This window comes from Duganella sp. Dugasp56 (genome assembly GCF_047304105.1).
GTDB lineage: Bacteria > Pseudomonadota > Gammaproteobacteria > Burkholderiales > Burkholderiaceae_D > Rugamonas > Rugamonas hordei.
In genome coordinates this window covers 1-25,348 of sequence record NZ_JBGLYQ010000031.1, presented here as the reverse complement: position 1 = coordinate 25,348, position 25,348 = coordinate 1, and the positions used below count along the sequence as shown (strand labels likewise).

Here is a 25,348-nt window from a genome sequence, read left to right as displayed (position 1 = left end):
GCGGCGGCGCGGCATGCTTACGAGCAATAAGCTGGCGTCAGATCAAATGTGATGGCGCAGTCAGGTCAGGACTCACGCCGGCGCGGCCTCGCCGCGCACCGCCGCCTCGATCCTGGCGACGTCGATCTTACCCATCGTCATCATCACCTTGAACGCGCGCTGCGCCACCTCGCCGCCCTGGGCCATGGCATCGGTCAACACGCGCGGCGTGATCTGCCACGACAAACCCCATTTGTCCTTGCACCAGCCGCAGGCGCTCTCGCTGCCTCCGTTGCCGACGATCGCGTTCCACAAGCGGTCGGTTTCGGCCTGGTCGTCGGTGGCGATCTGGAAGGAGAACGCCTCGCTGTGCTTGAAGGCGGTGCCGCCATTGAGGCCGATGCATGGAATGCCGCACACGGTGAATTCGACGGTCAGTACGTTGCCCTCCTTCCCGCCTGGAAAATCGGACGGCGCACGGTGAACAGCCCCGACCGTGCTGTCGGGAAAGGTACGGGCGTAAAAATGCGCGGCCTCTTCCGCGTCATGGTCATACCACAGGCAGATCGTATTCTTCTTCATCGTTGCTCTCCACTATAGTCGTTGACGGGATCAAAACGTTATCCGGCATCTGCACCGGGAAGTCGGCCTTCAGGATATCCGAATCTCCAAACAGCGGCAAACCAACAGCGATACCGCCCGTCAACTCATCAGCGATCAGCTTGCGACGTTGCAGGCCGTGCAGGAATGTCGATGTCGACAAGATCAATACATTGTCCGGTATGCGCACCAGGAAGTTGGCCTTTCGAATATCCGAGTCTTCGAATAACAATAAGCCGGCGTCGATGCCGCCCGCCAGTTCGTTCGCCAGCACCTCGGCCGCCGCCATTTCCCCACGATTGCGCGTGCGCAGGGTCGGGTTCAGCGCCAGCAACTCGATGAACTCCGTGTACTCTTCGGTCTCGCCGATTTCCACGACATCCGTGTTTCGCTCCAGCCAGGCGACGAATTCCTGCGCACCAGGTTTGTCCGCGTGTCGCGTCACCTCGAAGCGCAGCATGTCGGGAATGACTACGCGCACGCCGAGCAGCATCAAGCTGTCCAGCGCATCGGCTAGCGCCAGCGTGATGAGCGGCCCGGCATCGGTAACGATCAGCGCGATATTCATCCGAACACCTGCTCATAAAGAAGCCGCTGAGCCTCATTGAAATGCACGCGCGTATCGACGCGCGGCAACGGCAGGCCGCGTCGCGCCAGCCCGGCCAGTATCTCGCCGAACCACAGTCCGGTAGCCTGCTCAAGCTCCCGCCGGCCGGTTTTCCCTTCGGAATATGCACGCAGCAACTGGTCCAGTTCCTGCCCGACAACGATATCGGTTTCCATGCTGAACCTCTCAGAGGAAGTCACCGTTTCACTATACACCTGCGCCGATGGGTATGGATATGGCGATGCGGGTGCCGGCCCCGACAGCGGTATCGATGTCGATGCGGCCGTCGAAGGCGGCCACGCGCTCGCGCATGCCGACGATGCCGATGCCAGTCGACGCCAGCGCCGGATCGAAGCCGGCGCCGTTGTCGGCGATGCGCATGCGCAGGCCCGCAGCGTCGAGCGACAGTGCCACCGTCACCTGCGTAGCGCGCGCGTGCTTGACGACGTTGGACAGCGCCTCCTGCACGATGCGGTAAGCCGATATGCCGATCTCGCCCGGCAACCGCGCGTAGTCGCCGTCGGCATGGAACACGAAACGGCAGCCGGCATGGGCGCCGTCGTAGTGGCGCACCATCTCCTCGATCGCGCCATCGAGACCGAGCATGTCCAGCACTTCGGGACGCAGGCGTCGCACCAGCGTGCGGCCGCTGTTGTACAGACCCAGCGCCAGCTTGATGATGGACTGCGCGCGCTCGCGCACCTCACCCGTCTCGCTGACATCGACGATGCGCTGCGCCTCCAGCCTCGCCGCGATCAGCGTGGCGTTGAGCTCATCGTGGATCTCCAGCGCGATGCTCTTGCGTTCATCCTCCACCGCCGTATTGACCTTGCGGATCAGGCGGCGCTTCTCGGCGTCCGCCTCGCGCAGCGCCCGCATCGACGACTGCAGCGAGGTGTTCAATCCCTTCGACAGCTGCCAGGCCAGCAGCGCGCAGGCCAGCAGGCCGAAGCTGGCCACCAGCAGCTCCACGTAAAAGCGCCTGGTCTGCTTGACCAGCAGCGCCGAAGGCGACATCGTCACCCGCACATAGCCCATCGTCTCGACGGCCACGCTGCTGGCACTTGCCGCCTTGTCCTTCAGGTACGGCTTGCCGTCGGCCGCCAGCATGGTCACGAACACCAGCCGCTTGAGCACCGGCGCCTCGTAGTAGCGGGCATCCGGCTCGCCGGGCGCGCGCGCCGCAGCATGCAGCAGTTCGCGGCGCTGCGCGTCGAGCACGTCGATGCGGTAGATGCTGGCGTCAGCGCGCAGCAGGCCGTTGATGGTCGGCTTCAGGTCATCGTAGCGATGCGTCAGCAGGCTGAATTCGCTGCTGTCAGCCAGCACCTTGGCCACCAGCGGCCCGCGCTCCGCCATCTCCTCGCGCACTTCCGACAATCGCGATTGATAGGCATACCAGACGAAGGTGCAGAACATGTACGCCAGCGGTGTCACCGTAATTGCCAGCAGCCGCGCGCGCACGCTCCAGTGACGCCAGAAGTCGAGGCGCATCGGCTCAGGGCTCGATCAGGCCGTGCTTGACCGCCAGCCGCGTGATGTAGGCCGGCCGGTGCACGCCCAGCTTTTCCTTCACCGCCTGGCTGATATTGCTGATGGTCTTGGTGGAGACGTCGAGCTTCTCGGCGATCTCCGCGTTGGTCAGCCCCTCGGCCATCAGCGTGAAGATCTCCAATGCCCGCTCGTCCAGCTGCGATTGCGGCGACGCGTCGCCGCGCACCGACAGATTCGCCAGCCGCTCGGCGATGTGCGGCAGGAAGTACAGCTCGCCCTCATGCGCGCGCCGCACGGCAGCCGCCAGGTCGGCCGGATCGCAATCCTTGGTCATGAAGGCGCGGCCGCCGAGGCGGTAGGTTTCCTTGATCAGGCTGTCCTGGTCGAACTGGCTGAGGAAGACGATGGCGGCCGACGGCGCCTGCGCCAGGATCTGCTTGGCCACGTCCAGCCCGGTCAACTGGTCGCCGAAGCGGATGTCGAGCACGATCACGTCCGGCGCCAGCCGCTTGTGCTGTTCCAGCGCCTCCTCCGGCGTGCGCGCCTGCGCCACCACATCCAGCCCCTGCCCCGTCAGCGACATCGCAAAACCCGTCATCACGATCGGATGATCGTCCGCCAGCATGACCCGTATTTTTTTCATTGCTACCTCGAAGAATGGTTTTCTACCTGATGGTGGAAGCATACCACACCATGAAGCAGCAAAATATTCCTCAAATTTCCTTTTATTTTGCTATCACATGGAATAGTATACTTCCAACATGTAGCAACAACACCCACCACCAAGGAGCACTCATGCAACCGAAAAAGAACCTGACCGGCCTTACCGTCGTCACTGCGCTCCACGTGGCGCTGCTGGCCGCCTTCCTGCACGGCTCCAAGCTGACGGTGTTCCATCCGAAGGAAGCGGTGATCGACCTGACGCCGACCGACATCAAGCCGCCGCCACCGCAGGTACTGCCGCCGGACGTGCCGCTGCCGCCGCCATCCACGCCGGACATCTTCGTGCCGCCGGTGGAAACGCCGGTGGTCGCGACCAATCCGCCGCCGGTCACGGCACGGCCGATGACGGAGCAAACGCCGGCGCAGCAAGCACCGACCGGCGTTGCCGACAACGGCGCCAAGACCCAGGTGAAAGCGGCGCCGGTGCAGGTGGCGGCGGTGGTGGATTCGAATGCCTGCGCGAAGCCGGACTATCCGAAGAACGCGCTGCGCAACGGCGACACGGGCACCGTCACACTGGCGCTGCTGATCGGCACCGACGGCCGGGTGGCCGATTCAAAAGTGGAGAAATCGAGCGGCTTCCGCGAACTGGATCGCGCCGCGCAGGTCGGACTGGGCCTGTGCAAATTCAGGCCGGGCACGGTGGATGGCGTGCCGCAGCAGTCATGGACCAGGATGCAATACGTGTGGAGCTTGAACGACTAGCGGGGAGGTGGAGGAATTCACGTACAATGCCTCCGTGCCAGTTCTCCGATCCCACCTGCTCGCTGTATCGCTGTCGCTGCTGCTGAACGCCGCAGCGGCGGCCGAACCTGCGCCCGTACGATTCCTGCTGACCTTCGACGACGGCCCCGCCGCCGCCGCAAGCGGCAATCCGACCGTGCATATCCTCGAAACGCTGGCGCACAATCCGCTGCAGGACAATATCAAGGCCGTGTTCTTCACCCAGACCCGCGCCTGGCACGGCGGTGGAACCGATGTCGGACGCGCCCTGATCAAACGCGAATACGACGAAGGCCACGTCGTCGCGCTGCATTCGGCCACCACTTTTCATTCGAACCACCGCCTCATGAGCCGCCAGGCGCTGGACGAATCGATGCAAAACGGCGTCGATGACCTGGTCAGCGTCACTGGCGCCGCCCCCAAGCTGGTACGTCCGCCGTTCTGGGCCTACGACGCCGGCACGCTGGAGTCGTATCACCAGCACGGCATGCAGATGCTGCTGACCGACCTGAGCGCCAACGACGGCAAAATCTACGGCGTCAACTTCAGCTGGCACAAGCGCTCGAACATGCTGACCCACCTGGCGGAAACGCGCAAACGTTGGGCCGCCGGCGCCATGCCCGTATCGGACGGCGTCACACCGGTCGTCGTCACCTTCCACGACGTCAATACCTACACGTCGCGCCACATCCAGGAGTACATGGAAATCCTGCTCGACGTGGCGCATGAACTGGACGTGCCGCTGGCCGCCAAGCCTTTCTACGACGACCACGACGAACTCGAACGCGCCGCGCTGGCCGCCTCCGTCAGCGACCCGAACACCAAGCCGCGTTTGCCCGGACTGTGGAACTGGCTGTGGAATTGATTAAGGCAGCGTGACGATTTCCACCTTCGGCTGATCCAGCGGCAGCTCGCTGCACAACACCACCGATAGCTCCGCATGCGGCAGCGCGACGCAATGCCCGCCTGCCGCCAATCCCAATTTGAAGCGCGCTTCCTTCTCGCTCCACAGGCGGTAAAAGCCTTCGACGCGCTGCGCATCGGGCAGCGTCCGCAGTCGCTGCCACTGCGCCATCTCGGCACTGTCGAACGCCTGTTCCGCCAGCGCGGCCAGGTCGCGGCCGGCGTCCATCATCTCGATATCCAGCCCCAGCGCCGTCTGCGCGCTGGCCGCGCAAGCAACCCAGCGGCCGCTGTGCGCGATGCTGAAACCCGGCAGGCCGCCCTTGACCGCAGGCGCGATCAGGCGCGGCGCCTTGGCGATCTGCTCTTCAAGCCGGATATCCTGCGGCGCCGCACCGAGCAGGCGGCTCAACACCAGACGCAGCAGAACCCGTCCGACGACGAACTGCCGCTGCCGCTGGGCGCGCACGAAGCGCTGGTAGCGCGCCGTTTCGCCGGGCTCCAGCCAGCCGCGGAACCGCAGCAGATCGTCGTCAGCAACCGCGGCCGCATCCACCAGCCAAAGCAAAGCCGGGGCGGGCATTCAGCTACTCCACCGTTTGAAAATCAGCGAGGTATTGATGCCGCCGAACGCGAAGTTATTCGACATCACGTACTCGCACTGCAACGCCCGGCCCTCGCCGACGATGTAGTCCAGCGGAGCGCACTCCGCATCGATCTGTTCCAGGTTGATGGTCGGCGCAAACCAGCCCTCGCGCATCATTTCGATGCTGACCCAGGCTTCCAGCGCGCCGCAAGCGCCTAGCGTATGGCCGGTATAGCTTTTCAGTGAGCTGATCGGCGTGGCGCCGCCGAAGACGGCCATCGTCGCCTGCGACTCGGCGATGTCTCCCTGCTGCGTGCCGGTGCCGTGCGCGTTGATGTAGCCGATGTCCGAGGGCCGCAGTCCCGCGTCCAGCAGGGCCAGCTGCATCGCCTTCTGCATCGTCGCCGCATTCGGCTGCGTCACGTGGCAGCCGTCGCTGTTGGTGCCGAAGCCCACCAGCTCCGCATGGATCACGGCGCCGCGTGCCTGCGCATGCTCCAGGTCTTCCAGGATCAGGCAGCCGGCGCCCTCGCCGATCACCAGGCCGTCGCGGCCGGCGTCGAACGGGCGCGGCGTCGTATGGCCGGCGTCGTTGCGGGTGCTGGTGGCGAACAGCGTGTCGAACACCGCCGCCTCGGTGGCGCACAATTCCTCTGCGCCGCCGGCCACCATCGCCAGTTGCTTGCCGCCGCGGATGGCTTCATAGGCATAGCCGATACCCTGGCTGCCCGAGGTGCAGGCGCTGGACGTGGTGATCACCCGGCCGGTCAGACCGAAGAACACGCCGATATTGACCGGCGCAGTATGTGCCATCATCTTGATATAGGTGGTCGCGTTGATGCCCTTGGTGGTGCGCTCCTCCATCATGCGGCCAAAGTCGCCGATGGCGCTCGGCGTGCCCGCCGACGAGCCGAACGACACGCCCATGTCGCCGCTCTTGAGCAGCGGATGCTCCAGCAGGCCGGCGTCGGCCAGCGCCAGCTCGCTGGCGCGGGTGGCCATCAGCGCCACGCGGCCCATGCTGCGGATCGCCTTGCGGTTGTAGCGTTCATTCAGTTCGAACGGCGCCGCCGGTGCGCCCAGGCGGGTATTGAGTCCGTCGTAATCGTCCCATTCCGACATCCGCACGATGGCGTTGCGGTACTGGCCCAGTCGTTCGCGGATCGTGGCCCAGTCGTTGCCGATCGGGCTGATGCCGGCCATGCCGGTGACGGCGACGCGCCGGCTCATGCCAGACCTCCGTTGACGGAGATGACCTGGCGCGTGATGTAGCCCGCTTCCTCGCCGATCAGGAAACTGACGGCGGCCGCCACCTCCTCCGGTTTGCCGACGCGCCGCGCCGGTATCATCTTCAGCGCTTCCTCCATCGGCACGTCGCTGGTCATGTCGGTCTCGATCAGTCCCGGCGCCACGCAATTGACGGTGATGGCGCGCTTGGCCAGCTCCAGCGCCAACGCCTTGGTGGCGCCGATGATGCCGGCCTTGGCTGCGCTGTAGTTGACCTGGCCGCGGTTGCCGATCAATCCCGACACCGACGCCAGCGTGACGATGCGGCCCGGCTTGCGGCGCTGGACCAGCGGCATCACCAGCGGATTGAGCACATTGTAGAAACCATCGAGGTTCGTTTGCAGCACGATGTCCCAGTCCTCGCCGGACATCGCCGGGAAGGCGTTGTCGCGCGCGACGCCGGCATTGCACACCACGCCGTAGTAGCAGCCGTGCTGCCCGATGTCCGCCTCCAGCGCGGCGGCGGTGGCGGCGCGGTCGCTGATATCGAACTGCAGCACGCGCACCGCGCGGCCCATTTCCACGATCTCTTGCGCGACCGCGTCGGCCTCGCCGCGCTGGCTGCGGCAATGCAGCACCAGGTCGTAACCGTCGCGCGCCAGGCGCAGCGCGATCGCCTTGCCGATGCCTCGGGAAGACCCCGTCACCAGCACGCTCATGGATTTATTCTGATTCATGCCACGTTTCCATCTTCGATAAATTGATTGACATTGTTGGGCTGGAAAACCGTCACGGTGGCTGTCGCCGCACTTGCCACGCCGCCAGCGCCATCGTCGGTGTCGATGCGGCACTCGAACGCGCCCAGTCCGTTATCGGCCAACAGCACCCGGTGCACATGCACCGTCAGCAGGCTGCCGGGGGCAAAATACGTCACCTTCGCTTCGTACTTGCGCGAGCCGAGCAGCAAGCCGACCTTGACTTCTTCACCGCGCCGCTGCGCCAGCCAGCCAGCGTGCGCGGCAATCGCCTGCGCCATGTATTCGATGCCCACCCACGCGCCCACGCCGTGTTCACTGGCCAGCATGCTGTCGGCGCGGATGCGCACTTCGGCGCACAGGTTGTCGATGTCGGCGCTCAGCACGCGGTCCAGCATCACCATCTGGCCGGAATGCGGCACCAGCGCACGGATATCCGGCATGCTCATGAAGTCCTCCCCAACAGCAGCGCGGCATTGGAGCCGCCGAAAGCAAAGGAGCTGCTCAACGCAAGCCGCAGCGGACGTCCCAGCGCGGCGCCGCGCGGCACCAGGTTCAGCGCCGGCAGCGCCGGATCGGCAACGCCGTCCCACAGGTGCGGCGGCAGGCGGCCTTGCGGGTTATCGTCCTGCATGGCCAGCCAGCACAGCGCCGCCTCGATGGCGGCAGCCGCGCCCAGCGTATGGCCGGTGAACGGCTTGGTCGAGCTGACCGGCACGTCCAGGCCGAACAACGACTCGATGACGCGCGACTCCATTGCGTCGTTCTGCTGCGTCGCGGTGCCGTGCATATTGATGTATTCGACCTGCGCCGCGCCGACACCGGCGCGCTCCAGCGCCTGCGCCATCGCCAGCCGCGCGCCGGCGCCGGACGGATCCGGCGCGGACATGTGATGGCCGTCCGACGATTCGCCCCAGCCCAGCAAGGCTACCGGCGCCGCGCCGTCGGCTTCGGCGCTCATCAGGAACAGGGCGGCGCCCTCGCCGATATTGATGCCGTTGCGGTTGGCGCTCATCGGATTGCATTGCGCCGCGCTGACCGACTCCAACGCCGCGAAGCCGGCCACCGTGAACGCGCAAAGCGAATCGACGCCGCCGGTCAGCACCGCGTCGCATAGTCCCATCTTGATCAGGCGCGCCGCGCTGGCCATGGCCTTGGCGCTCGACGAGCACGCGCTCGAATGCACGTAGGCCGGACCGGCGAGGCCCAGCTCCAGCGCCAGCATGGCGGCGGGCGAACCCATCTCCTGCGAGCCGTAATGAAAGTCCGGCGGCAAGGCGCCGGACAGAGCGTGATGGCGCAGCGCCTGTTCCGTCTCGCCGATGCCGGAGGTGCTGGTGCCGATCAGGACGCCGACGCGGTCCGCGCCGTAGCGGGCGATCGCCGCATCGACCGCGGGGCGTATCTGCGCCAGCGCCGCCAGCGCCAGCGCGTTGTTGCGGCTGCGATGCTGGACCGGCAGATGCCGAACCGGCGGCAGTTCGTCCGGCGCACGGCCCAGCGGCAGCTCGCGTCCCGGCGACCACTGCTCCGTCATCGCCACGCCGGTCTGCCCGGCGTAAAGACGCGCCTTGACCTGCGCGGCGCCGTCGCCGAGCGCGCAGATGATGCCGCAAGCGTTCAGGTGAAAATTCTGCATAAACTCAGTCTCAATCGGTATTCGGCGCAGCCTGTATCGTCAGCTTATAGTGATATCGGATATTTTCCAACACCACGGTGCCGCTCCAGCGCGGCATGCCGCTGTAGCTTATCCGCATCACAGGCTCCTCGTCCAGGTACAGCGTGCGCCCCAGGCCTTGTTCCGCGATGCGCCAGCCCTGCGGCAGCGCCGCGGCAACCGCCGCGGCCGGCCACAGCGTCAGCTGCATGTCTTCCAGCACGTCCTCGGCACGCACTTGCGAAGGCAGCATGACATGGCGCCACGATGTCAGCTCCTTGCCGTCGTAATGCAGCGTCAGCACGCGCTGGCCGAACGCCAGGCCCACCACGTCGATCGCCTCCGGTTCCACCTGCAGCGCCACATCGAGATCGTCGGTGCGGCCGTTGCGCTCCACTGTCAGATGCTGCTGCACGCTGATCGAGGTGCCCAGCGCCGCCGGCGCCAGCTTCAGTCCCAGCCGCGCGGGCGCCGGCGCCCGCGGCGCGATGGCGCAGCCGCCCAGCAGCAGCCCGAGTGTGAGCGGCAGCGTCACCGATGCCCGGCGCCACATCACTCCGGCGTACATACCGCCTCCAGCGCCGCCAGCCTGCGCGAGGTCTCCTTGACGAAGGGATTGCTCAGGTCCCACGCATAACCAGCCAGGATCGCCGAGATCATGCGCTTCACCTCCGGCTGCTGGTTCTCGTGGAAGATGATCTTCTGGAAGCCGCCGGCGTACCAGGATTCGACAAACGCGCGGAAGGTGTCGACACCCTTGCGCAGCGGCGCGCCGTAGTCGGCTTGCCAATCGACCGTCTCGCCTGCGAACTGGCGTCGCAGCGCGGCCGCGGCCATGCTGGCCGACTTGAAGGCGATGGTCACGCCCGACGAAAACACCGGGTCGAGGAATTCGCCCGCGTTGCCCAGCAGCGCGTAGCCCTGCCCCCACAGTTTCTCGACGTTGGCCGAGTAGCCGACGATCTGGCGCGCCGGCGTATCCCACCTGGCTTCGGCCAGCAAGGCTTGCAGCGACGGTTCTTCCGCCACGATGGCTTGCAGGCGCTCGGTGGCGCTGCCCTGGTAGCGGTCCAGGAAACCGGTCTCCGCCACCACGCCCAGCGAGCAACGGCCGCCCGCGAATGGAATGGTCCAGAACCAGACGTCGCAGTGCTCGGGATGGACCGTCACACGTATCTTGTTGCGGTCGAAACCGCCGCCGCGTATGCCGTCCTCGATATGCGTGAAGATCGCGCCGCGCACCGGGAAGTTCGATGGCGTCTCCAGTTTCAGGAGGCGCGGCAGGATGCGGCCAAAGCCGCTGGCGTCCAGGATGAAGCCGGCGTCCACCTGGTACTGCTGTCCATCCGCGCCCTTCACGGTGACGCGGGCACCGCCGTTGGCGCCCTGCCCCAGTTCGATGTTCACTACCTCGTGGAGATAGCGCACTTCGGCGCCGAAGCGTTCGGCCTCCTTGGCCAGCACGTGATCGAAATCGGCGCGCTGCACCTGGTAGGTCGTACCCCATCCGGCGGTGTGCTTGTCACGGAAATCGAAATCGGTATAGCGGCCATTGCGCATGAAGGCGGCGCCGTTCTTGAACTGGAAGCCCGCCTCGACCACCGCCTGCAGCATGCCGGCCTGCTCCAGATAGGCCATACTTTGCGGCAGCAGGCTCTCGCCGATGGAAAAGCGCGGGAACTGCTCGCGCTCGATCACCAGCACCTGCCGTCCCTGTTGACACAGCAAGGCGGCGGCGACCGAACCGGCAGGTCCGGCGCCGACGATCAGGATTTCGGCGGTTTCAATATGCGTTGCGTCAGTCATGCGAGCTTTCGTTGATGGAGCCAAAACAAGGAACAATGATCCACACTAGCGCGGTCCCCAGCAGCATCGTCAGGCCGAAGGCCTGCAACGCAGGGGTCTTGCTCAAGCCGAGCAAACCAAAGGACAAAATCGTATTCGCGGCCGACATGCCGACCGCCAGCCAGGGCGTGTGGTCGCGGCGGTCCGGATGCTCCTGCATGAAGATGCCGTAATCGACGCCTACACCCAGCAGCAGCATCAACGCCAGCACATGGAACAACTGCAGGTTCTGCGCGCCATATCCCAGCAGTGCCAGCGTGGCGATACTGGCCAGGGCGGTAGGCGCCAGCACGCGCCAGGTCTTGCGGCGGTAGCGCGGGAACAGCAGCGCGAACACCACCGCGTAGGCGCCCAGCGCCACCCAGCTCATATACTGGCGATAGCGGCCCAGCACCGACGAAATCTCGGCCACCTTGTCGACCCATTGCACGCCTTGCAGGCCGTTCGCGGCCAGCAGCACCTCCGCCACCGACTTGCTTTCCAGCCCGCGCAAGGCGACGATGCTGGCATAGCCGCCGTCGATCCCGCCCAGCCACAGGTGGCGCCACGGATCGCTGGCCGGCGTCTTCAGGAAGTCGTCCAGCGTCAGCGGCGCGGCGGCGGCCAGCAGGCCGTTGCGGGTGGCAGCGATCCATTGCGCATCCTCGTCGGTTTGCCTGGCCAATCCTTGCAGCGGACCGCCGTCGTTCAGCAACTTCTCTTCGATCAGGGCGCGCCGCGCCGCCTGGGTCCGCGCCGACGGCACCCAGTTCGACATGGCCTGGTAGCCGGAAATGCGATGCGCGGCAATCAGCTTGTCCAGCCGCGCCTTCAGCGCTTCCTCGCGCTGCAAGACCGTCTCCGATGAGGCGCCACGCACCAGGAAGTACTGCACCGGTGTCGGCGCGTCCAGCAGCTTGCTCAATTTGATCTGGTCCGCGATCAGGTGCTTGGGAGGGGTTTGTAACAGGCGGATATCATCGTTGGCGCCGAGGCGGCTGACGCCATAGCCGGCTGCCAGCACAAACACGACCGCGGCCACCAGCGTGGCACGGTTCATGCGCAACTGCGGCCAGCGCTGCAGGGCGGCACCGTAGACCCGCACCAATGCGCCGCTCTTCAAAGTACGGCCGCCGATCAAGGCCGGGAACCAGAACACCACCGTCATCCACGCGAAGACCAGGCCCAGCGCCGAGAACACCGCCATCTGGCGCAGGCCGGGGAACGGCGTCAACGCCAGTCCCATGTAGCCGATCACCGCCGCCAGCAAGGTCAGGCTCAGGCCGGGCAGCAGGCGCTTGAGCAACGCCGGCGAATCGATTTTTTCATCGGCGGCCAGGCGGTTGCACAGGAAGTAGATGCCGTAATCCTGCGCGACGCCTATCAGGCTGGCGCCAAATACCAGCGTCAGCAAGTGCACGCGGCCGAACAGCAGCCAGCATACCGACAGCGCACCGAGGCAGCCTATGCCGATCGACAGCAGGATCAGCGAAATCGGCTTGAAGGAATGGAAGGCAAACCACATCAGCAGGATGATGCCGAGCAGTGAACCGATGCCGATGGTCGAGACCTCGCCGCTGGCCTGCGCGCTGGCGGCGGCGGCATGCAGTATCACTCCCGCCTCGATCAGTTCCATTTGGGGCACGGCCTTGCGGGCGGCGTCGCCGGCCTGCTTCAGCAGCGGCAGCACGCTCTCCTGCGCCGTCATCGACAGCGCGGGCACTTTCAGCGTCAACGGCAGCAGCACATACTGAAGCTGGGCGTCGGCCACGAACAGGTGGCCGTCGCGCGGACGCACCGGCGTTTCCTGCGCGCGTTCCTGCACCCAGCCGGAGAACAGGCCGAACGGGTCCTCCTGCCACGAACCGAGTTTGGGTCCGCCAAACGGCGCGTACAGCTTGGCCAGCGCCGCGTCCAGCCAGAACTGCGACGGCTGCTCGCGCAGCTGCGCTTCCTGTTGTGCCGTCAGCAGCGTCAATCGATGCTGCTGAAACAGCGACAGCCAGTCGGCCTGCGTTTGATCGTTGATCGGCGTCGCTTCGAACAAGTCCTTGCGCGCGTCCAGCGTTGCGCTGTAGGCGTCGGCGGCGCGTTTGGCGTCCTGCCAGTCCGCCGCGCCGACCAGCACCACCACCCGTTGTTGCGCCGCGTCGACCATGTGCAAGAACGATTGCTGCAGCACCGGGTCGCGCTCCTGCACCGGCAGCAGCGCCATGATGTCTGTGTCCGGCACGATGCGCTTGACCAGCCACAGATAGGCGTTATGCCCCAGCAGCAGGCAGACCACCATCGCCCACAGCAACGCGAATTGTCGGCTGCGCGTCAAAACAGCGCCGCCTCTTCCCTGGTCATCGCCGCTTCGCCGGATTGAATCGCCGAGAACACGATGCTGGTACGGTCGCCGCTGGCTTCGCTCATGACGATGCTCCTGACGTAGGTGCCGCCCTCAAGCTTGATGGCGCCAATAGCCTTGGCCAGCCCCGGCGAGCGCGCCTTCAGCGAAACGCTCCAGCTGCCGGCATCGACCGTACCGTCGACCTCAAACAGCGATTCCAGTTGCGCCAGGTCGCCGGCCAGCAGCGAGAACAGCACGTTGTTGATCATGCGGACGGTGGGCTCGGTCTTGGCGTCAAGCCGCATGGCGACGCGGTCACCCTGATAATTGACGATTTCATCGCGCGTCAGCCGCAGCGTGCTCGGAAAAGGCTTCAAGGTGCGCCACAGCACCCCCTTGCCGGCGACGACGCAGAATCGCCCCTCCGCCGCCAGCGGCTTCTTCATGCCCGCCAGTTGCTTGTTCTGGTCGAAGCGGCCGCACATGACGGGCGGCTTGGCCAGCATGGCCTGGATCTTCGCGACCGGCACGGCAGCCTGCGCCGGGTTCAATGCGGCCAGCGAGATCGCCAGCACGACGGATTTGATCAGTTTCATACGGGCTCGATTCCTAGTTTTTCAAACAGCACAGGCGGCGACACGAAGCACATCTCCTTGGTGGCGATATCGACGGCGACCATCGTGGTGCTGGCGCGGTTCAGGCGCTTGCCGGTGTCGGCGTCGGTGATCAGATAGTCGATCTTCAGGCGGTTTTCCCATTCGACGATATCGGCGCGCACCTTGAGCTTCTGGCCGAAAGTGGCCGAGCCGACGTAGCGCAGCTGCATGTCGATCACCGGCCATGCGTAGCCCGATTCCTTCATCTGCGGGTAGTTGTAGCCTATCTTGTCGAGCAAGGCGCAACGCACCACTTCCAGGTACTTGACGTAGCGGCCGTGCCAGACGATCTCCATCGGGTCCAGGTCGAAGAACTGCACCTGCATCTCGATTTCCGCGAACCAGCGGCTTTCCTTGTTAGTTCGGCGCATACAGATCCCATGCCTTGGCGCGTATGCGCTCCAGCAGCAGGCGCAGGTCCGGCTCCAGGCGGCGGTCTTCCTCGACCGGCCGGATGTCGGCGCCGAGCGCTTCCTGCATCGCAGCCAGCGCGGCGTGCGGCTGCAGTTCCGGGCTGGCCTGGCAACGCAGCCAGACGCCCTGGCGCACCGTGATCAGCAGCGCGGCGACAACCTGCTCCGTCAACTCCAGCACGCGCAGGCAATCGCGCGCGGCGATGGTGCCCATGCTGACCTTGTCCTGGTTGTGGCACTCGGTCGAACGCGAAAACACCGAGGCCGGCATGGTCAGCTTGAGCGCTTCCGCCGTCCATGCCGATGCGCTGATCTGCAGCGCCTTCAGGCCGTGGTTGATGGCCGCGCGCGGGCCGGTGGCGCCGGACAGGTTGGCCGGCAGGCCATGGTTGTAGCGGCTGTCGACCAGCAGCGCCATCTGGCGGTCCAGCAGGTCGGCCAGGTTGGCGACGGCGTTCTTCATGCCGTCCATGGCGAAGGCGATGTGGCCGCCGTAGAAGTGGCCGCCGTGCAGCACGCGCTCGTTGTCGCCGTCGATCAGCGGATTGTCGTTGGCGCTATTGAGTTCGTTTTCAATCGACGAGCGGAAGAACGGCATCGCGTCGGCCAGCACGCCGATGACGTGCGGCGCGCAGCGGATCGAGTAGCGGTCCTGCAGTCGCTTGCCGTTGCGCTCCCATTGATCGGTCGGCAGGTCGCTGCGCAGCCACGCCGCCACCTGCTGCATGCCGCCGTGCGGCTTGACCGAGAACAGCACTTCGTCGAAGTGGTGGGCGTTGCCGTCCATCGCGAACGAGGACATGGCCGTGATGCGGGTGCTCAGCTTGAGCAGGTATTCGGCGCGGTCGTAGGCCATGCAGGCCAGCGCTGTCATCACGGCGGTGCCGTTCATGATGGCCAGGCCCTCCTTCGGGCGCAAGCGCAGCGGCGTGATGCCGGCTTCCCGCAAGGCCTGCGCGGCCGGCACCTGCACGCCGTCGCGCCATACCTCGCGCTCGCCGCACAGCACCGCCGCCAGATAGGACAGCGGAGTGAGGTCGCCGCTGGCGCCGACCGAGCCTTCGGACGGGATCAGCGGCAGCAGGCCAACGTCCAGCAGGCGCGTGATCTGCAGCAGCAGTTCGACGCTGACGCCCGAATAACCCTTGCTCAGCGAGGCCAGGCGCGACGCCAGGATGGCGCGGGTTTGCGCCGGCGTGAAGTATTCGCCCAGGCCGACGCCGTGATAGGTGTACAGGTGGTGCGGCAGCTCCGCAATCAGTTCCGGCGGTACCGTCACGGTGCAGGAGTCGCCATAGCCGGTAGTCACGCCGTAGACGGTGCCGTCCTCGCGCAGCAGGCGATCCAGGAAATCGGCGCCGCGCGTGATGGCGGCGCGGAAGGCCGGATCGTCCGACAACTCGGCGACGGCACGGCCCTGCGCGATATCGACGATGTCTTCGATCGTCAGGCGTTCGCGGTCGAAGCGCACGGTGCGCGGAGCGGTATTGAGTTGGGCAATGTCAGCGAGGTGCATCGGAGCGTTCCAGTTGGAGTAAGTGCCAGAAATCGTAAAAATTAAACCATTGCAGCGGCGCCCGCAGACAATAGTACTCCAGCCGTTTGGCGTAGTCGGCGGCCAGCGCCGCCAGCGCGGCGTCGCGCCCCTGGCGCGGCACGCGCACCGAGTCGCGGAAGGGTTCAAAATATATCGCCGAACGCGCGCCCTGGCGGACGGAGAACAGCAGATACACAGGGCATTGCAGCACGCTGGCCAGTACATACGGACCGACCGGGAACGCCGCCGGCGTGCCAAGGAAGTCCGCCACCGCCACGCGCGGATTATGCGACACCGGAACCCGGTCACCGGCGATGACGACGAACTCGCCCCGCGCGACCTTTTCCGACAGCTGCATCGCGGTGGCCGGGGTCATTTCCGTCACCTGCATCAGATTGAGCTGGCTGTCCGGGTTGAGGCGGCCCAGCATCTGGTTGAACGCCTGCGCGTGCTTGGTATGCACCAGGACCGTCATCTTGATCTCGCTGCGCCGGCGCGACAGCACGCGGCATAGTTCCATGTTGCCCAGGTGGGCGCAGATCAGCAGGCCGCCACGCCCTTGCTTCGCCGCGTCGGTAATCAGATCGCCGCCGTGCAGGTCGACATCATTGAAACTGAACAGGCCGCCCCACAACAGCATCTTGTCGAGGATGCTCTCGCCGAAGGCGGCGAAATGGCGCAACACGCCGGGCATGGCGCGGCCGCTGTAGTCCGCCATGCGGCGCAGGTATTCCTGCGAGGCGCGGCGCGGCTGCGGCTTGGTCAGCACATACCAGCCCAGCACCGGGTAAAGGAACAAGCGAAACGGCCAGCGGCCGAATACGCGGCAGATCCAGAACAGCAGCCGCATGCCGGCCACGAAACTGAATTCGTTGATCGAAGCCCAGTGCCGGCCGCGCTCCCCGCTCATCGCGCCTGCCATTTTCGCGCCAGCAGTCGCGGGATACGCGGCAACATGCCGAAGAACAGCACCGTGTGCATCCGCGTAATCAACACATTGTCGCGCCACATGCGGAAGTGCGACACGCCATCCGACGGATACGATACCCGCGTCGCCAGGTTGACCACTTGCCGGCCGTCCCAGAACAGGCGCACCAGGATGTCGGTGTCGAAGTTCATGCGCACGCCGATGGTTTGGCGCGCCGCCAGCGCATTGACCGGTGCCACAGGATAGACGCGGAAGCCGCACATCGAGTCCTTGATGTCGAACGACAGCGTATTGATCCAGACCCAGATGTGGGTGGCGTAGCGGCCATACAAACGCGCCTTCGGCACCGACTCGTCATAGATCGGGTGGCCGGCGATGACGGCTTGCGGATGCGTCCGCGCCGTCTCCAGGAACTTGGGCACGTCGGCGGTCCGGTGCTGGCCATCGGCGTCGATCTGCAGCACATGGCTGTAGCCCAGTTCCGCCGCGCGGCGGAAGCCGGCCAGCACCGCCGCACCCTTGCCCTGGTTGTACGGCAGGCGCACCAGACAGACGCGGTCCGAATGCTCGCGCGTCAACGTATCGAGAACCGCCGCGCACGCCGCGCTGCTGCCGTCGTCCACCAGCATGACGGGCACGCCGTGAACCAGCAGACCCGCCAGCACGGCGCCGATGGCGTGTTCATGGTTATAGACCGGAACCACGATGCAGGGTTTAAACTCAGACATGGACTTCTCCGGCGTGCAGGACGACGCGCCCGCTCGCATGATGTCCCGCTTCGGACGTGTAACGGAATTGCAGGCCGCCCTTGGCCGCGTCGTGCAACAGCTCCAGCAGCACCGCCTGATTCGGCTGGATCACTTGCTGGAACTTCAGCGCGTTGATGCCCTTGAATTGTGGCGGCAGCGAAAAGTATTGGCGCCCGTAGTGCATCGCCCACTCGACCAGCACCACGCCCGGCAGGATGGGCGCCGCGTCGAAATGGCCATCGAAATACAGAAGGTTCGACGGCGCGGTCAGCTCCAACAGCACTCGCCGGGGTTCGCGTTCCAGCTCGCGCATTTGCGCAAAGCGCGGACGGTGGCCGGCCATGCCGTCTTCACTGTCCAGCAGCGCCAGCAAGGCGGCCAGCGTGGTCTTGCCCTGCGCGTTGACCGGCATCTGGTCGAGATAGCGCCAGCGGCGCGGCAAGGCCACGGCTTCCACGGTGGCGGCCAGCGCGCTGCGCAGGCGGCCGTTCAATGCGGCCTTGCCGCCGGCGGCGAACACTGCGCTGCCTTCCGGCGTCGGGACGATGAAAGCAGCCAGCTTCTGACGCTCGCCGGCCACCGGTTCGCACAGCATGACACGCGCTTCGGCTGCCAGCCCGGAGGCGATCAGTGTCGCTTCCATGCCGCTGAGCGAGATGCGCTTTTCTTCGATCTTGACGATGCGGTCGTTACGGCCCAGCAGCAGGAAACGCTGCTCGCCGCTGCGCGCGGCGCGATCGGCCAGCGCCAGCCAGTTGTCGTCGGCAAGGTGCGGCGAGCGCACTTCCAGCGCGCCATCCTCGTCGCCGAGACGCCATGCCACCGTCGGAAAAGGCAGCCAGGAGTCATCGGCGCCGGCGCTGCGCTGGCGCCATGCCACGCCGCCCGTTTCCGAGCTGCCGTAGACTTCCACCGGTACTTTGCCCAACAGCCGCCCGCTTGTGTATGCCGTTTCCGGCGACAGCGGACCGCCGGATGAAAACACAGCCTGCAGCGTTCGCGCGGCGCCGCTCCAGTCCAGGTGATCGGGCAGGCGGTTCAAGTGGGCCGGGCTGGTGACCAGCATACAGGGACCGGCCGCCATCGCAGGCGCCAGCTCCTCCGGATAGCTGATGCTGGCCGCATGAATGGCGCGGCCGGAACTGAGCGGCCACAGGACCTTGAACAGCAGGCCGTAGATGTGCTGATGCGAAACCGTCGCCAAGACCGCAACGTCGCCGCCAACGCCGGCGGCGGCGCCAAACAGCGCGTCCAGCGTCGCCACTTCGCTGGCCAGCTGCGAGAGTTTTTTAGGGATGGCTTGCGCCGCGCCCGTGCTGCCGGAGGTGAACACCACCAGCGCCGGCAGGTCCGCGGCAAGCGCGCCGCTCAGGTCCGCGGCCGGAGCCGCGCCGCCACTTGGCCGCAAAGGCTGCAGGGACTCCGGGAACTGGCCAAGGAAGCCATCGACGGAAGCGCGCAGTGAGGCGCAGCTGGCCTCCAGCGTATCGGCGCTCAGCCAGATGGTTTTCCCGGCGTGCCAGGCGCCCAGCAGCGCCGCGCCGAACTCGATGCTGTCGTCCAGGTACAAGGCGAAAGCGCTGCCGGCCTGCGCGCGCAGCAGCGCATGCCAGGCCTGCACGCGCGCCAGGAATTGCTCGTTGCGCACGCCCTCGCCCGCGCGCCGGCCGATCAGTCCTGCCGCCGGGCGCGCCGCGATCGCGGCATACAGATTTTCAATCCGGTCAGACATGATGCAACCGCTTGAAACGCAGGCGCACCAGATACTCCGCGCCGAACAGGAGCCCCATCAGCGCGTACGAGATCACGCCGGTGTACAGCGACCACACCGCCTCCGACGCCCACAGCGCCGTGGCGAAAGCGATCGCGCCATTCATCACGAAGAAGCAGCACCAGACCTGCGTCACGGTACGCATATAGGCCTGCGCCGCCGGCGGGAAGTCCTCGCCGCGCAAACGCGCCATGCGCTCGACCGCCGACACCGGCGTGGTCAGGCTGTAGCCGAAGCCGGCCAGCAGCGCCGCGTTCACCAGCACCGGGTAGAGCTTCAGCGGCAGCAGCAGATTGCTCCAGACGGCGCAACCGACCAGCACCAGCGCGCCGGCCACCGACCAGCGGGCGGCAACGCTCAGCTTCAGCGCCGGCAGGCGCGTGGCCACCGCCAGCAGCAACAGGCCGGCCAGCCAGCGCGGCTCCACCTGCCCGTGTCCGAACCAGATCGCCAACGGATACAGCAGCGTTATCGCCACCGTCAGTACAGTCATCGGCATCGTACCTACGCCGCCTGCTCCGTCATGCCGGCCAGCGCGTTGACCACGTCGCCGATGGTGCGGATGGTCTTGAACACTTCCGGCTGCAGGCGCTTGCCGGTCAGTTGTTTCAGCTTCACGGCCAGGTCCACGGCGTCGATGCTGTCGATGTCCAGATCGGCGTACAGATTCGATTCGGCGGTCAGTTCGCTCTTGTCGAGTTCAAACATCTCCGCCAGCAGATCGACCACGCACGCCTGCAGCTGGTCCTTGCTCATGTGATTCAACTCAATCATGTCCCGCTCCCTTATTTCTTTCTATGGCTGTCGATCATCGCCGCCAGCGCCTGTACCGACGCGAAGTGGCGGCGGGTATCTTCCGAATCGGCCGACAGCGAAATGCCGTACTTCTTCTGCAGCGCCACGCCCAGCTCCAGCGCGTCGATCGAGTCGAGGCCGAGGCCCTCCACGAACAGCGGCGCCGCGCTGTCGATGTCGGCCGGTGTGATGTCCTCGAGCTGCAGCACATCAATGATCAGTTCTTTGACTTCCAGTTCAAGCATGGCTTTGGCACTTCCCGGTAAAATAATCCTGCAAAAATTCAGTCAATCGGCGCGCCGCCATCACTTCGCTGGCGCCGCCCCCTGTAAATGCTTCGATCGCCAGGTCATCCTGGACGTCGATCCGTATCAGCACACGGCGCGACGGCACGCGCCACCACTTCTCGCCCTTGCCCAGAGTGGGGGGCTCGCAGCGGATCAGCACCGGCGTCATATTGCGATCGCCTCGCACCGCGATATTCGCCGCGCCGCGCTTCATGCTGATCACACCGTCACCCGGTGTCCGCGTCCCCTCCGGAAACACGATCAGGTTATTGCCGCGCCGGAGGGACGCGATGCAGTCCTGCACCAGCGCCGGACCGCCCTCGTTGCTGATGTAGCCCGCCGCCCGCAACGGCCCGCGCGTAAAGGGGTTGTGCCACAAGGCGCCCTTGACGATGCAATCGGCGTTTTTCACGAAGGCCATCAGGAACACCGTGTCGATCAGCGTCGGGTGGTTGGCCAGTATCAGCAGGCCGCCGCGTTTCAGCTTATCGAGGCCGCGTATCTCATAACGCAGCACGCCCAGCGCCCGCATCAAACCCACATAAATGCGAAAGGCCCGGTGTATCAGCCCGCGCACCGCCGCAACGCGGCGCTGCGGCTGGCGCACCACGAGGTTCAACAAGGGAAACACCAGCGCCCCCAGCACCAGGCCGCCGGCTCCGAATACCGTAAAACTCAGGCCGGTGGCAAACACCCGCCAATACAGCGACAGCCTGGCCTTTTGCGCTTCAAGCATCGCGGCTCCAGCGCCAGCGCAAACGCCCATCGCACCGCTCAAGGCAGCGCGCGCCGCGCAGGTGGAAGGCGGCCACTTCCAACCCGCCCGGCATGCCGCCGGTCGGCGCGTCGCCGCCGGCGCTCCAGCTCAGCGCGACGGCGTCATCGGCGGCAGGCGTCATCAGCCACGCCCACGCATGCGGCTGTTCTTCGCAATCCTCGAAAGGCGTGAACAATTCCGGCAGCGGACAATCGCAGGCAACCAGCAGCACCATCGGCGCGCCGTCGGCCAGCAGGCCGCAGGCTTCGATCACCGCATGCTCGATGGTCGCGGCGCCGCCGGCCAGCGCGATATGGTTGGCGCGGTCGTTGCGGGCAATGGTCAACAGGCCGGCGATGGCGTTATGCACCGACATGCCGAAAGCCGTGGGCGACAGCGCCTCGCCGCGCGCCAGGTCGGCCAGCAGCGCCAGCGCGCGGGCCGCGTCGCCGTGCCGCGAACAGAAAACCGTCGGGATATCGCTGCGGCCGTCGAGGCACTCGTATGCGACCTCCAGCGCCATCTTCCCCAGGAAACCGGCGCGACGGCGCAGCATCGCGGGCATGGCCTTGACGCCCGGCTCCTCGGCGGATTGGATGGGATACGGCGCCCGCGCCCACTGCGCCCACGCTTCGGACGTAGTCAGGCCGGGCGCCCATTCGGCGTGCCTAGCGATTGAAAAACGGACGCCATCTGTACGCATGTTGAATATCCAGAGTTTTGAGGTAAAAGAAGGCGCGAAATCGCACTCTCATGCCGCAAAAATGCCAGCCGGCGTACCGTGCAAATTATAAACGACTGGCAATGGTGCACACCAAACCAAATAGACTCTGGGCAACTATTTTACGCTTAAGGCTTTAAAACTGTGCGATTTCACGCACGAATCCTCTCCAAAACCCCCAACTTTTGGCAGAAAGCAATAAAAAAAAACGGCCCCGCACGATTGCGGCGCCGCTCCCCGGACCACGCAGACCTGCTGCGGGATCAGAACACCCAGAGCTTATCGGCCGGCATCTGCAGCCAGTAGCTGCCCGCTTCCAACTTGTACTTGGAATACGCGCGCAGGCTCATCTCCGGGCCGCTCTCGCTCTTGAACAGGCATTCGAAGCGGTCGCCCAGGTACATGCAGGTCAGCAGCGGCAGCTGGATCGCGTTGTCCACCGGCGTCGCGCTGACCTTCACTTCCTCCACGCGGATGATGGTCGACGGGTCGCCGGACGCGGTGCCGCGCCCCGTGCCCTGCAGGCGGGTGCCGCCTACGTCGAGCAGCACATTGGCGCCATCGCGCTGCACGACGGTGGCGGGCAGGCGGTTGTTACTGCCCATGAACTCGGCCGTGAACAGCGTATCCGGCGTTTCGTACATGCTTTGCGGCGTGCCCTGCTGTTCGATCTTGCCGTTATTGAGCAGCAGGATACGGTCGGAAATCGCCATCGCCTCGGCCTGGTCGTGGGTGACCATCAGCGCCGACAGGCCCATACGCACGATCAGCTCGCGCAGGAAGGCGCGCGCCTCCTCGCGCAGCTTGGCGTCCAGGTTGGACAGCGGTTCGTCCAGCAGGATCACCGGCGGGTTGTACACCAGCGCGCGCGCGATCGCCACGCGCTGCTGCTGGCCGCCCGACAGCTGGTGCGGGAAGCGCTCGCCCAGATGGCCCAGGCCCAGGTTCTTCAGCACGTCGCTGACGCGGTCCTTGATTTCGCTGGTGCCCATCTTGCGCAGCTTGAGGCCATAGGCGACGTTGTCGAACACCGTCTTGTGCGGCCACAGTGCGTAGGACTGGAACACCAGGCCCAGGTTGCGGTGCTCGGCCGCCATCTCGAAGTTTTTCGAGCCGTCGAACACATTGCGTTCGCCGATGGCGATGGTGCCCTGCTTCGGGCTTTCCAGGCCGGCCACGGCGCGCAGCAGCGTGGTCTTGCCGCTGCCCGACGGGCCAAGCAGCGCCACCACTTCGCCTTTTTGCAGGTGCATGGACACGCCCTTCAGGATCTGGTTGGCGTGCGCGCCGGTGCCGTAGTCCAGGTGCAGGTCGTTGACGGTCAGTTCATTCATGATGATGTCTCGTTTCATAATTTTTTAGTTATGCAGCTTCACGCCAAAGCGCAATGCGACGCCCAGGCCGATGGCCACCAGCGATATGTTGATGAACGATAGCGCCGCCACCAGGTCGGTGGAGCCGGTCCCCCACAACGATACCAGCATCGCGCCGATCACCTCGGTGCCCGGCGACAGCAGATACACGCCGGTCGAATATTCGCGCTCGAAGATCAGGAACACCATCAGCCACGCGCCCAGCAGGCCGTACTTCACCAGCGGCACCGTGACGTCGCGGGTCACCTGGCCGCGCGATGCGCCGACCGCGCGCGCCGCCTCCTCCAGTTCGGGTCCGACCTGCAGCAGCGCGGTCGAGATCAGGCGCATGCCGTACGCCAGCCACACCACCGAATACGCCAGCCACAGGGCGAAGATGGTCGAGCGCAGCGAACGCAGCACCGGTATCGCATGCTCGCTCAGCCACAGGGCGGCGCCGTTGTCCATGCCCTTCAGCATGCCATCGAGCCAGCTCGGCACGAACAGGAACACCCACAGGAAGGACAGGCCGGCCAGCAGGCCAGGCACGGCGCGCGGCACCAGCACGCTGTAGTCGAGGAAGCGGGTGATGCCGTCCGGCTTGCGGTGCATGGCCAGCGCGATGGCGCAGTAGCAGCACACCGCCAGCGCGCCGCCGATCACGCCGATCAGGATCGTGTTCAGGATGCCGCGCATCAGCGCCGGCTGCTCCATGATTTCGCGGAAGTGCGACAGGGTCAGCACGTCGCGCAGGTTCACGCCCTCGCCCCAGTACTGGACGAAGGAGCGCAGCACGATGCCCGACATCGGCATGATGATGGTGAACATCAGCCAGGCGAAGATCAGCGCGAAGGCCAGCCATTTCCATTTACCCAGCGGCATGGACTTCGAACGCGCGCCCTTGCCCTTGATCGAGACGAACTTGTTGGCGGACTTCAGCAGCCAGCGCTGTATCATCACCAGCGGCATCGTCACCATCACCAGGCAGACGGCGACGGCGGCCATCAGATGGTAGGACGGCGTCCCCAGCTTGTTGGTCAGCTTGTACAGGTAGGTGGCCAGCACCAGGTGGCCTTCCGGATCGCCCAGCACCAGCACCAGGCCGAACACCTCGAAGCCGAGGAAGAACACCAGCACGGCGGCATAGGCCAGCGCCGGCGTGATCATCGGCAGCGAGACGTTGAACATCACCTGCAGCGGCGAGGCGCCGGCCACGCGGGCCGCCTCCTCCACGTCGGAGCCGAGGCTCTTCAGCGCGGACGAGGCGTACAGGTAGACGTGCGGCACGTGCGTCAGGCCGGCGATCACCACGATGCTGGTGAAGGAGTAGATATTCCAGGGGATGAAGCCGAGGATGTCCTTGGCCCACAGCGAATAGAAACCTACTGGTCCCATCGAGACGACGTAGCCGAAGCCCATCACCATCGGCGACACGAAGATAGGCACCAGCAGCATCGGCGCGATGAAGCCGCGGCCCGGCAGGTCGGTGCGTATCATCAGGAAGGCCAGCATGCCGCCCAGCGGCACGGCGATCGCGGTCAGGCCGGCGGCCAGCAGGAAGGCGTTCTTGAACGCCACGGAGAAATCGGGATCGTCGAAGATGAAGCGGTAGGCGTCCAGGCCCAGGTTTTTGACGGGCATGAAGAACGGCGCGTCCAGGAAGCTTTGGTAAAAGATCAGCAGCAGCGGCAGGAAGATGGCGATGGCGGCCAGCGTCACCACCACGCCGCGCGGCCAGTTGATGCTGCGCCGGCCGGAGCCAGGGATAGAGAGAGTTTGCATAGTGATTCCGTAGAAGCGGATGGATGTTGCGGCCGGGGGGCGGGGGCCCGGGCGCCCCCGGGCGAGCGGGTTATTTGAGTGTGGTTTTAAAAAAAAACCCCCCCCCCCCCGAAAGGGGGGGGGGGGTGTGGGGGGGGGGGGGGGTAAAAAAAAATGGGGGGGGGGGGGGGGGGGGGGGGGGGGGGGG

The 25,348-nt window shown here is 65.5% G+C and carries 28 protein-coding genes; 2 read left to right on the top strand and 26 right to left on the bottom strand.

Features of this window, described 5'->3' with window-relative positions:
* Nucleotides 1-72: 72 nt before the first annotated feature.
* From ACCD07_RS21200 to ACCD07_RS21180, 5 genes are read right to left on the bottom strand one after another with little or no spacing between them, the layout of a single operon-like run.
* On the bottom strand, nucleotides 73-561 hold the full coding sequence (locus tag ACCD07_RS21200) for a VOC family protein (protein ID WP_353402695.1): 489 nt from the start codon (nucleotides 559-561) through the stop codon (nucleotides 73-75).
* The gene (locus ACCD07_RS21195; protein ID WP_413448471.1) at nucleotides 530-1,147 is read right to left on the bottom strand and encodes a hypothetical protein; all 618 of its coding nucleotides are present in this window, start codon (nucleotides 1,145-1,147) and stop codon (nucleotides 530-532) included. The genes ACCD07_RS21200 and ACCD07_RS21195 overlap by 32 nt, the downstream gene beginning before the upstream one ends.
* Nucleotides 1,144-1,362, bottom strand: a complete 219-nt coding sequence (locus ACCD07_RS21190; protein ID WP_413448470.1) for a hypothetical protein — start codon at nucleotides 1,360-1,362, stop codon at nucleotides 1,144-1,146. The genes ACCD07_RS21195 and ACCD07_RS21190 overlap by 4 nt, the downstream gene beginning before the upstream one ends.
* 31 nt (nucleotides 1,363-1,393) lie before the next feature.
* Nucleotides 1,394-2,680: an ATP-binding protein gene (locus tag ACCD07_RS21185; RefSeq protein ID WP_413448469.1), complete on the bottom strand. Its 1,287-nt coding sequence runs from the start codon at nucleotides 2,678-2,680 to the stop codon at nucleotides 1,394-1,396.
* Nucleotides 2,681-2,684: 4 nt separating this feature from the next.
* A complete protein-coding gene (locus tag ACCD07_RS21180) occupies nucleotides 2,685-3,323 on the bottom strand; it encodes a response regulator transcription factor (protein ID WP_353402687.1) in 639 nt (212 codons plus the stop codon).
* A gap of 152 nt (nucleotides 3,324-3,475) precedes the next feature.
* Here ACCD07_RS21180 and ACCD07_RS21175 point away from each other — a divergent pair, with 152 nt between their 5' ends.
* Nucleotides 3,476-4,108 (top strand): energy transducer TonB, encoded by a 633-nt coding sequence (locus tag ACCD07_RS21175; RefSeq protein WP_413448468.1) that lies wholly within the window; start codon nucleotides 3,476-3,478, stop codon nucleotides 4,106-4,108.
* 34 nt (nucleotides 4,109-4,142) lie between these two features.
* Nucleotides 4,143-4,991, top strand: a complete 849-nt coding sequence (locus ACCD07_RS21170; protein WP_413448467.1) for a polysaccharide deacetylase family protein — start codon at nucleotides 4,143-4,145, stop codon at nucleotides 4,989-4,991.
* Here the strand turns inward: ACCD07_RS21170 and ACCD07_RS21165 are convergent, their stop codons facing one another.
* The 21 genes from ACCD07_RS21165 to ACCD07_RS21065 all read right to left on the bottom strand — a co-directional run bounded on the left by ACCD07_RS21165 (nucleotide 4,992) and on the right by ACCD07_RS21065 (nucleotide 25,161).
* Nucleotides 4,992-5,612: a 4'-phosphopantetheinyl transferase family protein gene (locus tag ACCD07_RS21165; RefSeq protein ID WP_413448466.1), complete on the bottom strand. Its 621-nt coding sequence runs from the start codon at nucleotides 5,610-5,612 to the stop codon at nucleotides 4,992-4,994.
* Nucleotides 5,613-6,845 (bottom strand): beta-ketoacyl-ACP synthase, encoded by a 1,233-nt coding sequence (locus ACCD07_RS21160; protein WP_413448465.1) that lies wholly within the window; start codon nucleotides 6,843-6,845, stop codon nucleotides 5,613-5,615.
* Entirely contained in the window at nucleotides 6,842-7,579 is a 738-nt protein-coding gene (gene fabG, locus ACCD07_RS21155) for a 3-oxoacyl-ACP reductase FabG (protein WP_176652046.1), read from the bottom strand. Before fabG ends, ACCD07_RS21160 begins: the two co-directional genes overlap by 4 nt.
* The gene (locus ACCD07_RS21150; RefSeq protein WP_176652047.1) at nucleotides 7,576-8,046 is read right to left on the bottom strand and encodes a 3-hydroxylacyl-ACP dehydratase; all 471 of its coding nucleotides are present in this window, start codon (nucleotides 8,044-8,046) and stop codon (nucleotides 7,576-7,578) included. The genes fabG and ACCD07_RS21150 overlap by 4 nt, the downstream gene beginning before the upstream one ends.
* A complete protein-coding gene (locus ACCD07_RS21145) occupies nucleotides 8,043-9,236 on the bottom strand; it encodes a beta-ketoacyl-ACP synthase (RefSeq protein WP_413448464.1) in 1,194 nt (397 codons plus the stop codon). The genes ACCD07_RS21150 and ACCD07_RS21145 overlap by 4 nt, the downstream gene beginning before the upstream one ends.
* Nucleotides 9,237-9,246: 10 nt before the next feature.
* Nucleotides 9,247-9,822 (bottom strand): DUF3261 domain-containing protein, encoded by a 576-nt coding sequence (locus ACCD07_RS21140; RefSeq protein WP_413448463.1) that lies wholly within the window; start codon nucleotides 9,820-9,822, stop codon nucleotides 9,247-9,249.
* On the bottom strand, nucleotides 9,807-11,060 hold the full coding sequence (locus tag ACCD07_RS21135; protein WP_413448462.1) for an NAD(P)/FAD-dependent oxidoreductase: 1,254 nt from the start codon (nucleotides 11,058-11,060) through the stop codon (nucleotides 9,807-9,809). The genes ACCD07_RS21140 and ACCD07_RS21135 overlap by 16 nt, the downstream gene beginning before the upstream one ends.
* Nucleotides 11,053-13,404 carry an MMPL family transporter gene (locus ACCD07_RS21130; protein WP_413448461.1) on the bottom strand — a complete coding sequence of 784 codons (2,352 nt, stop codon included), beginning with the start codon at nucleotides 13,402-13,404 and terminating at the stop codon, nucleotides 11,053-11,055. Before ACCD07_RS21130 ends, ACCD07_RS21135 begins: the two co-directional genes overlap by 8 nt.
* Complete coding sequence (locus ACCD07_RS21125) at nucleotides 13,401-14,009, bottom strand: outer membrane lipoprotein carrier protein LolA (protein ID WP_353402668.1); 609 nt, start codon at nucleotides 14,007-14,009, stop codon at nucleotides 13,401-13,403. Before ACCD07_RS21125 ends, ACCD07_RS21130 begins: the two co-directional genes overlap by 4 nt.
* Nucleotides 14,006-14,440 carry an acyl-CoA thioesterase gene (locus tag ACCD07_RS21120; protein ID WP_353402666.1) on the bottom strand — a complete coding sequence of 145 codons (435 nt, stop codon included), beginning with the start codon at nucleotides 14,438-14,440 and terminating at the stop codon, nucleotides 14,006-14,008. The genes ACCD07_RS21125 and ACCD07_RS21120 overlap by 4 nt, the downstream gene beginning before the upstream one ends.
* Complete coding sequence (locus tag ACCD07_RS21115) at nucleotides 14,427-15,998, bottom strand: HAL/PAL/TAL family ammonia-lyase (RefSeq protein WP_413448460.1); 1,572 nt, start codon at nucleotides 15,996-15,998, stop codon at nucleotides 14,427-14,429. Before ACCD07_RS21115 ends, ACCD07_RS21120 begins: the two co-directional genes overlap by 14 nt.
* The gene (locus tag ACCD07_RS21110) at nucleotides 15,985-16,941 is read right to left on the bottom strand and encodes an acyltransferase (RefSeq protein ID WP_413448459.1); all 957 of its coding nucleotides are present in this window, start codon (nucleotides 16,939-16,941) and stop codon (nucleotides 15,985-15,987) included. The genes ACCD07_RS21115 and ACCD07_RS21110 overlap by 14 nt, the downstream gene beginning before the upstream one ends.
* On the bottom strand, nucleotides 16,926-17,675 hold the full coding sequence (locus tag ACCD07_RS21105; RefSeq protein WP_413448458.1) for a glycosyltransferase family 2 protein: 750 nt from the start codon (nucleotides 17,673-17,675) through the stop codon (nucleotides 16,926-16,928). The genes ACCD07_RS21110 and ACCD07_RS21105 overlap by 16 nt, the downstream gene beginning before the upstream one ends.
* Nucleotides 17,668-19,428 (bottom strand): AMP-binding protein, encoded by a 1,761-nt coding sequence (locus ACCD07_RS21100; protein ID WP_413448457.1) that lies wholly within the window; start codon nucleotides 19,426-19,428, stop codon nucleotides 17,668-17,670. Before ACCD07_RS21100 ends, ACCD07_RS21105 begins: the two co-directional genes overlap by 8 nt.
* Nucleotides 19,421-19,966 carry a hypothetical protein gene (locus ACCD07_RS21095; RefSeq protein WP_413448456.1) on the bottom strand — a complete coding sequence of 182 codons (546 nt, stop codon included), beginning with the start codon at nucleotides 19,964-19,966 and terminating at the stop codon, nucleotides 19,421-19,423. Before ACCD07_RS21095 ends, ACCD07_RS21100 begins: the two co-directional genes overlap by 8 nt.
* 5 nt (nucleotides 19,967-19,971) lie before the next feature.
* A complete protein-coding gene (locus tag ACCD07_RS21090) occupies nucleotides 19,972-20,223 on the bottom strand; it encodes an acyl carrier protein (protein ID WP_176652155.1) in 252 nt (83 codons plus the stop codon).
* Between the two features lie 29 nt (nucleotides 20,224-20,252).
* On the bottom strand, nucleotides 20,253-20,507 hold the full coding sequence (locus tag ACCD07_RS21085; RefSeq protein ID WP_043481206.1) for a phosphopantetheine-binding protein: 255 nt from the start codon (nucleotides 20,505-20,507) through the stop codon (nucleotides 20,253-20,255).
* Complete coding sequence (locus tag ACCD07_RS21080) at nucleotides 20,500-21,285, bottom strand: lysophospholipid acyltransferase family protein (RefSeq protein WP_176652057.1); 786 nt, start codon at nucleotides 21,283-21,285, stop codon at nucleotides 20,500-20,502. Before ACCD07_RS21080 ends, ACCD07_RS21085 begins: the two co-directional genes overlap by 8 nt.
* The gene (locus ACCD07_RS21075) at nucleotides 21,278-22,009 is read right to left on the bottom strand and encodes a beta-ketoacyl synthase chain length factor (protein WP_413448455.1); all 732 of its coding nucleotides are present in this window, start codon (nucleotides 22,007-22,009) and stop codon (nucleotides 21,278-21,280) included. The genes ACCD07_RS21080 and ACCD07_RS21075 overlap by 8 nt, the downstream gene beginning before the upstream one ends.
* A gap of 281 nt (nucleotides 22,010-22,290) precedes the next feature.
* The gene (locus ACCD07_RS21070) at nucleotides 22,291-23,361 is read right to left on the bottom strand and encodes an ABC transporter ATP-binding protein (RefSeq protein ID WP_413448454.1); all 1,071 of its coding nucleotides are present in this window, start codon (nucleotides 23,359-23,361) and stop codon (nucleotides 22,291-22,293) included.
* 24 nt (nucleotides 23,362-23,385) lie between these two features.
* Nucleotides 23,386-25,161, bottom strand: a complete 1,776-nt coding sequence (locus ACCD07_RS21065) for an ABC transporter permease (protein ID WP_353405357.1) — start codon at nucleotides 25,159-25,161, stop codon at nucleotides 23,386-23,388.
* Between the last annotated feature and the right edge of the window lie 187 nt (nucleotides 25,162-25,348).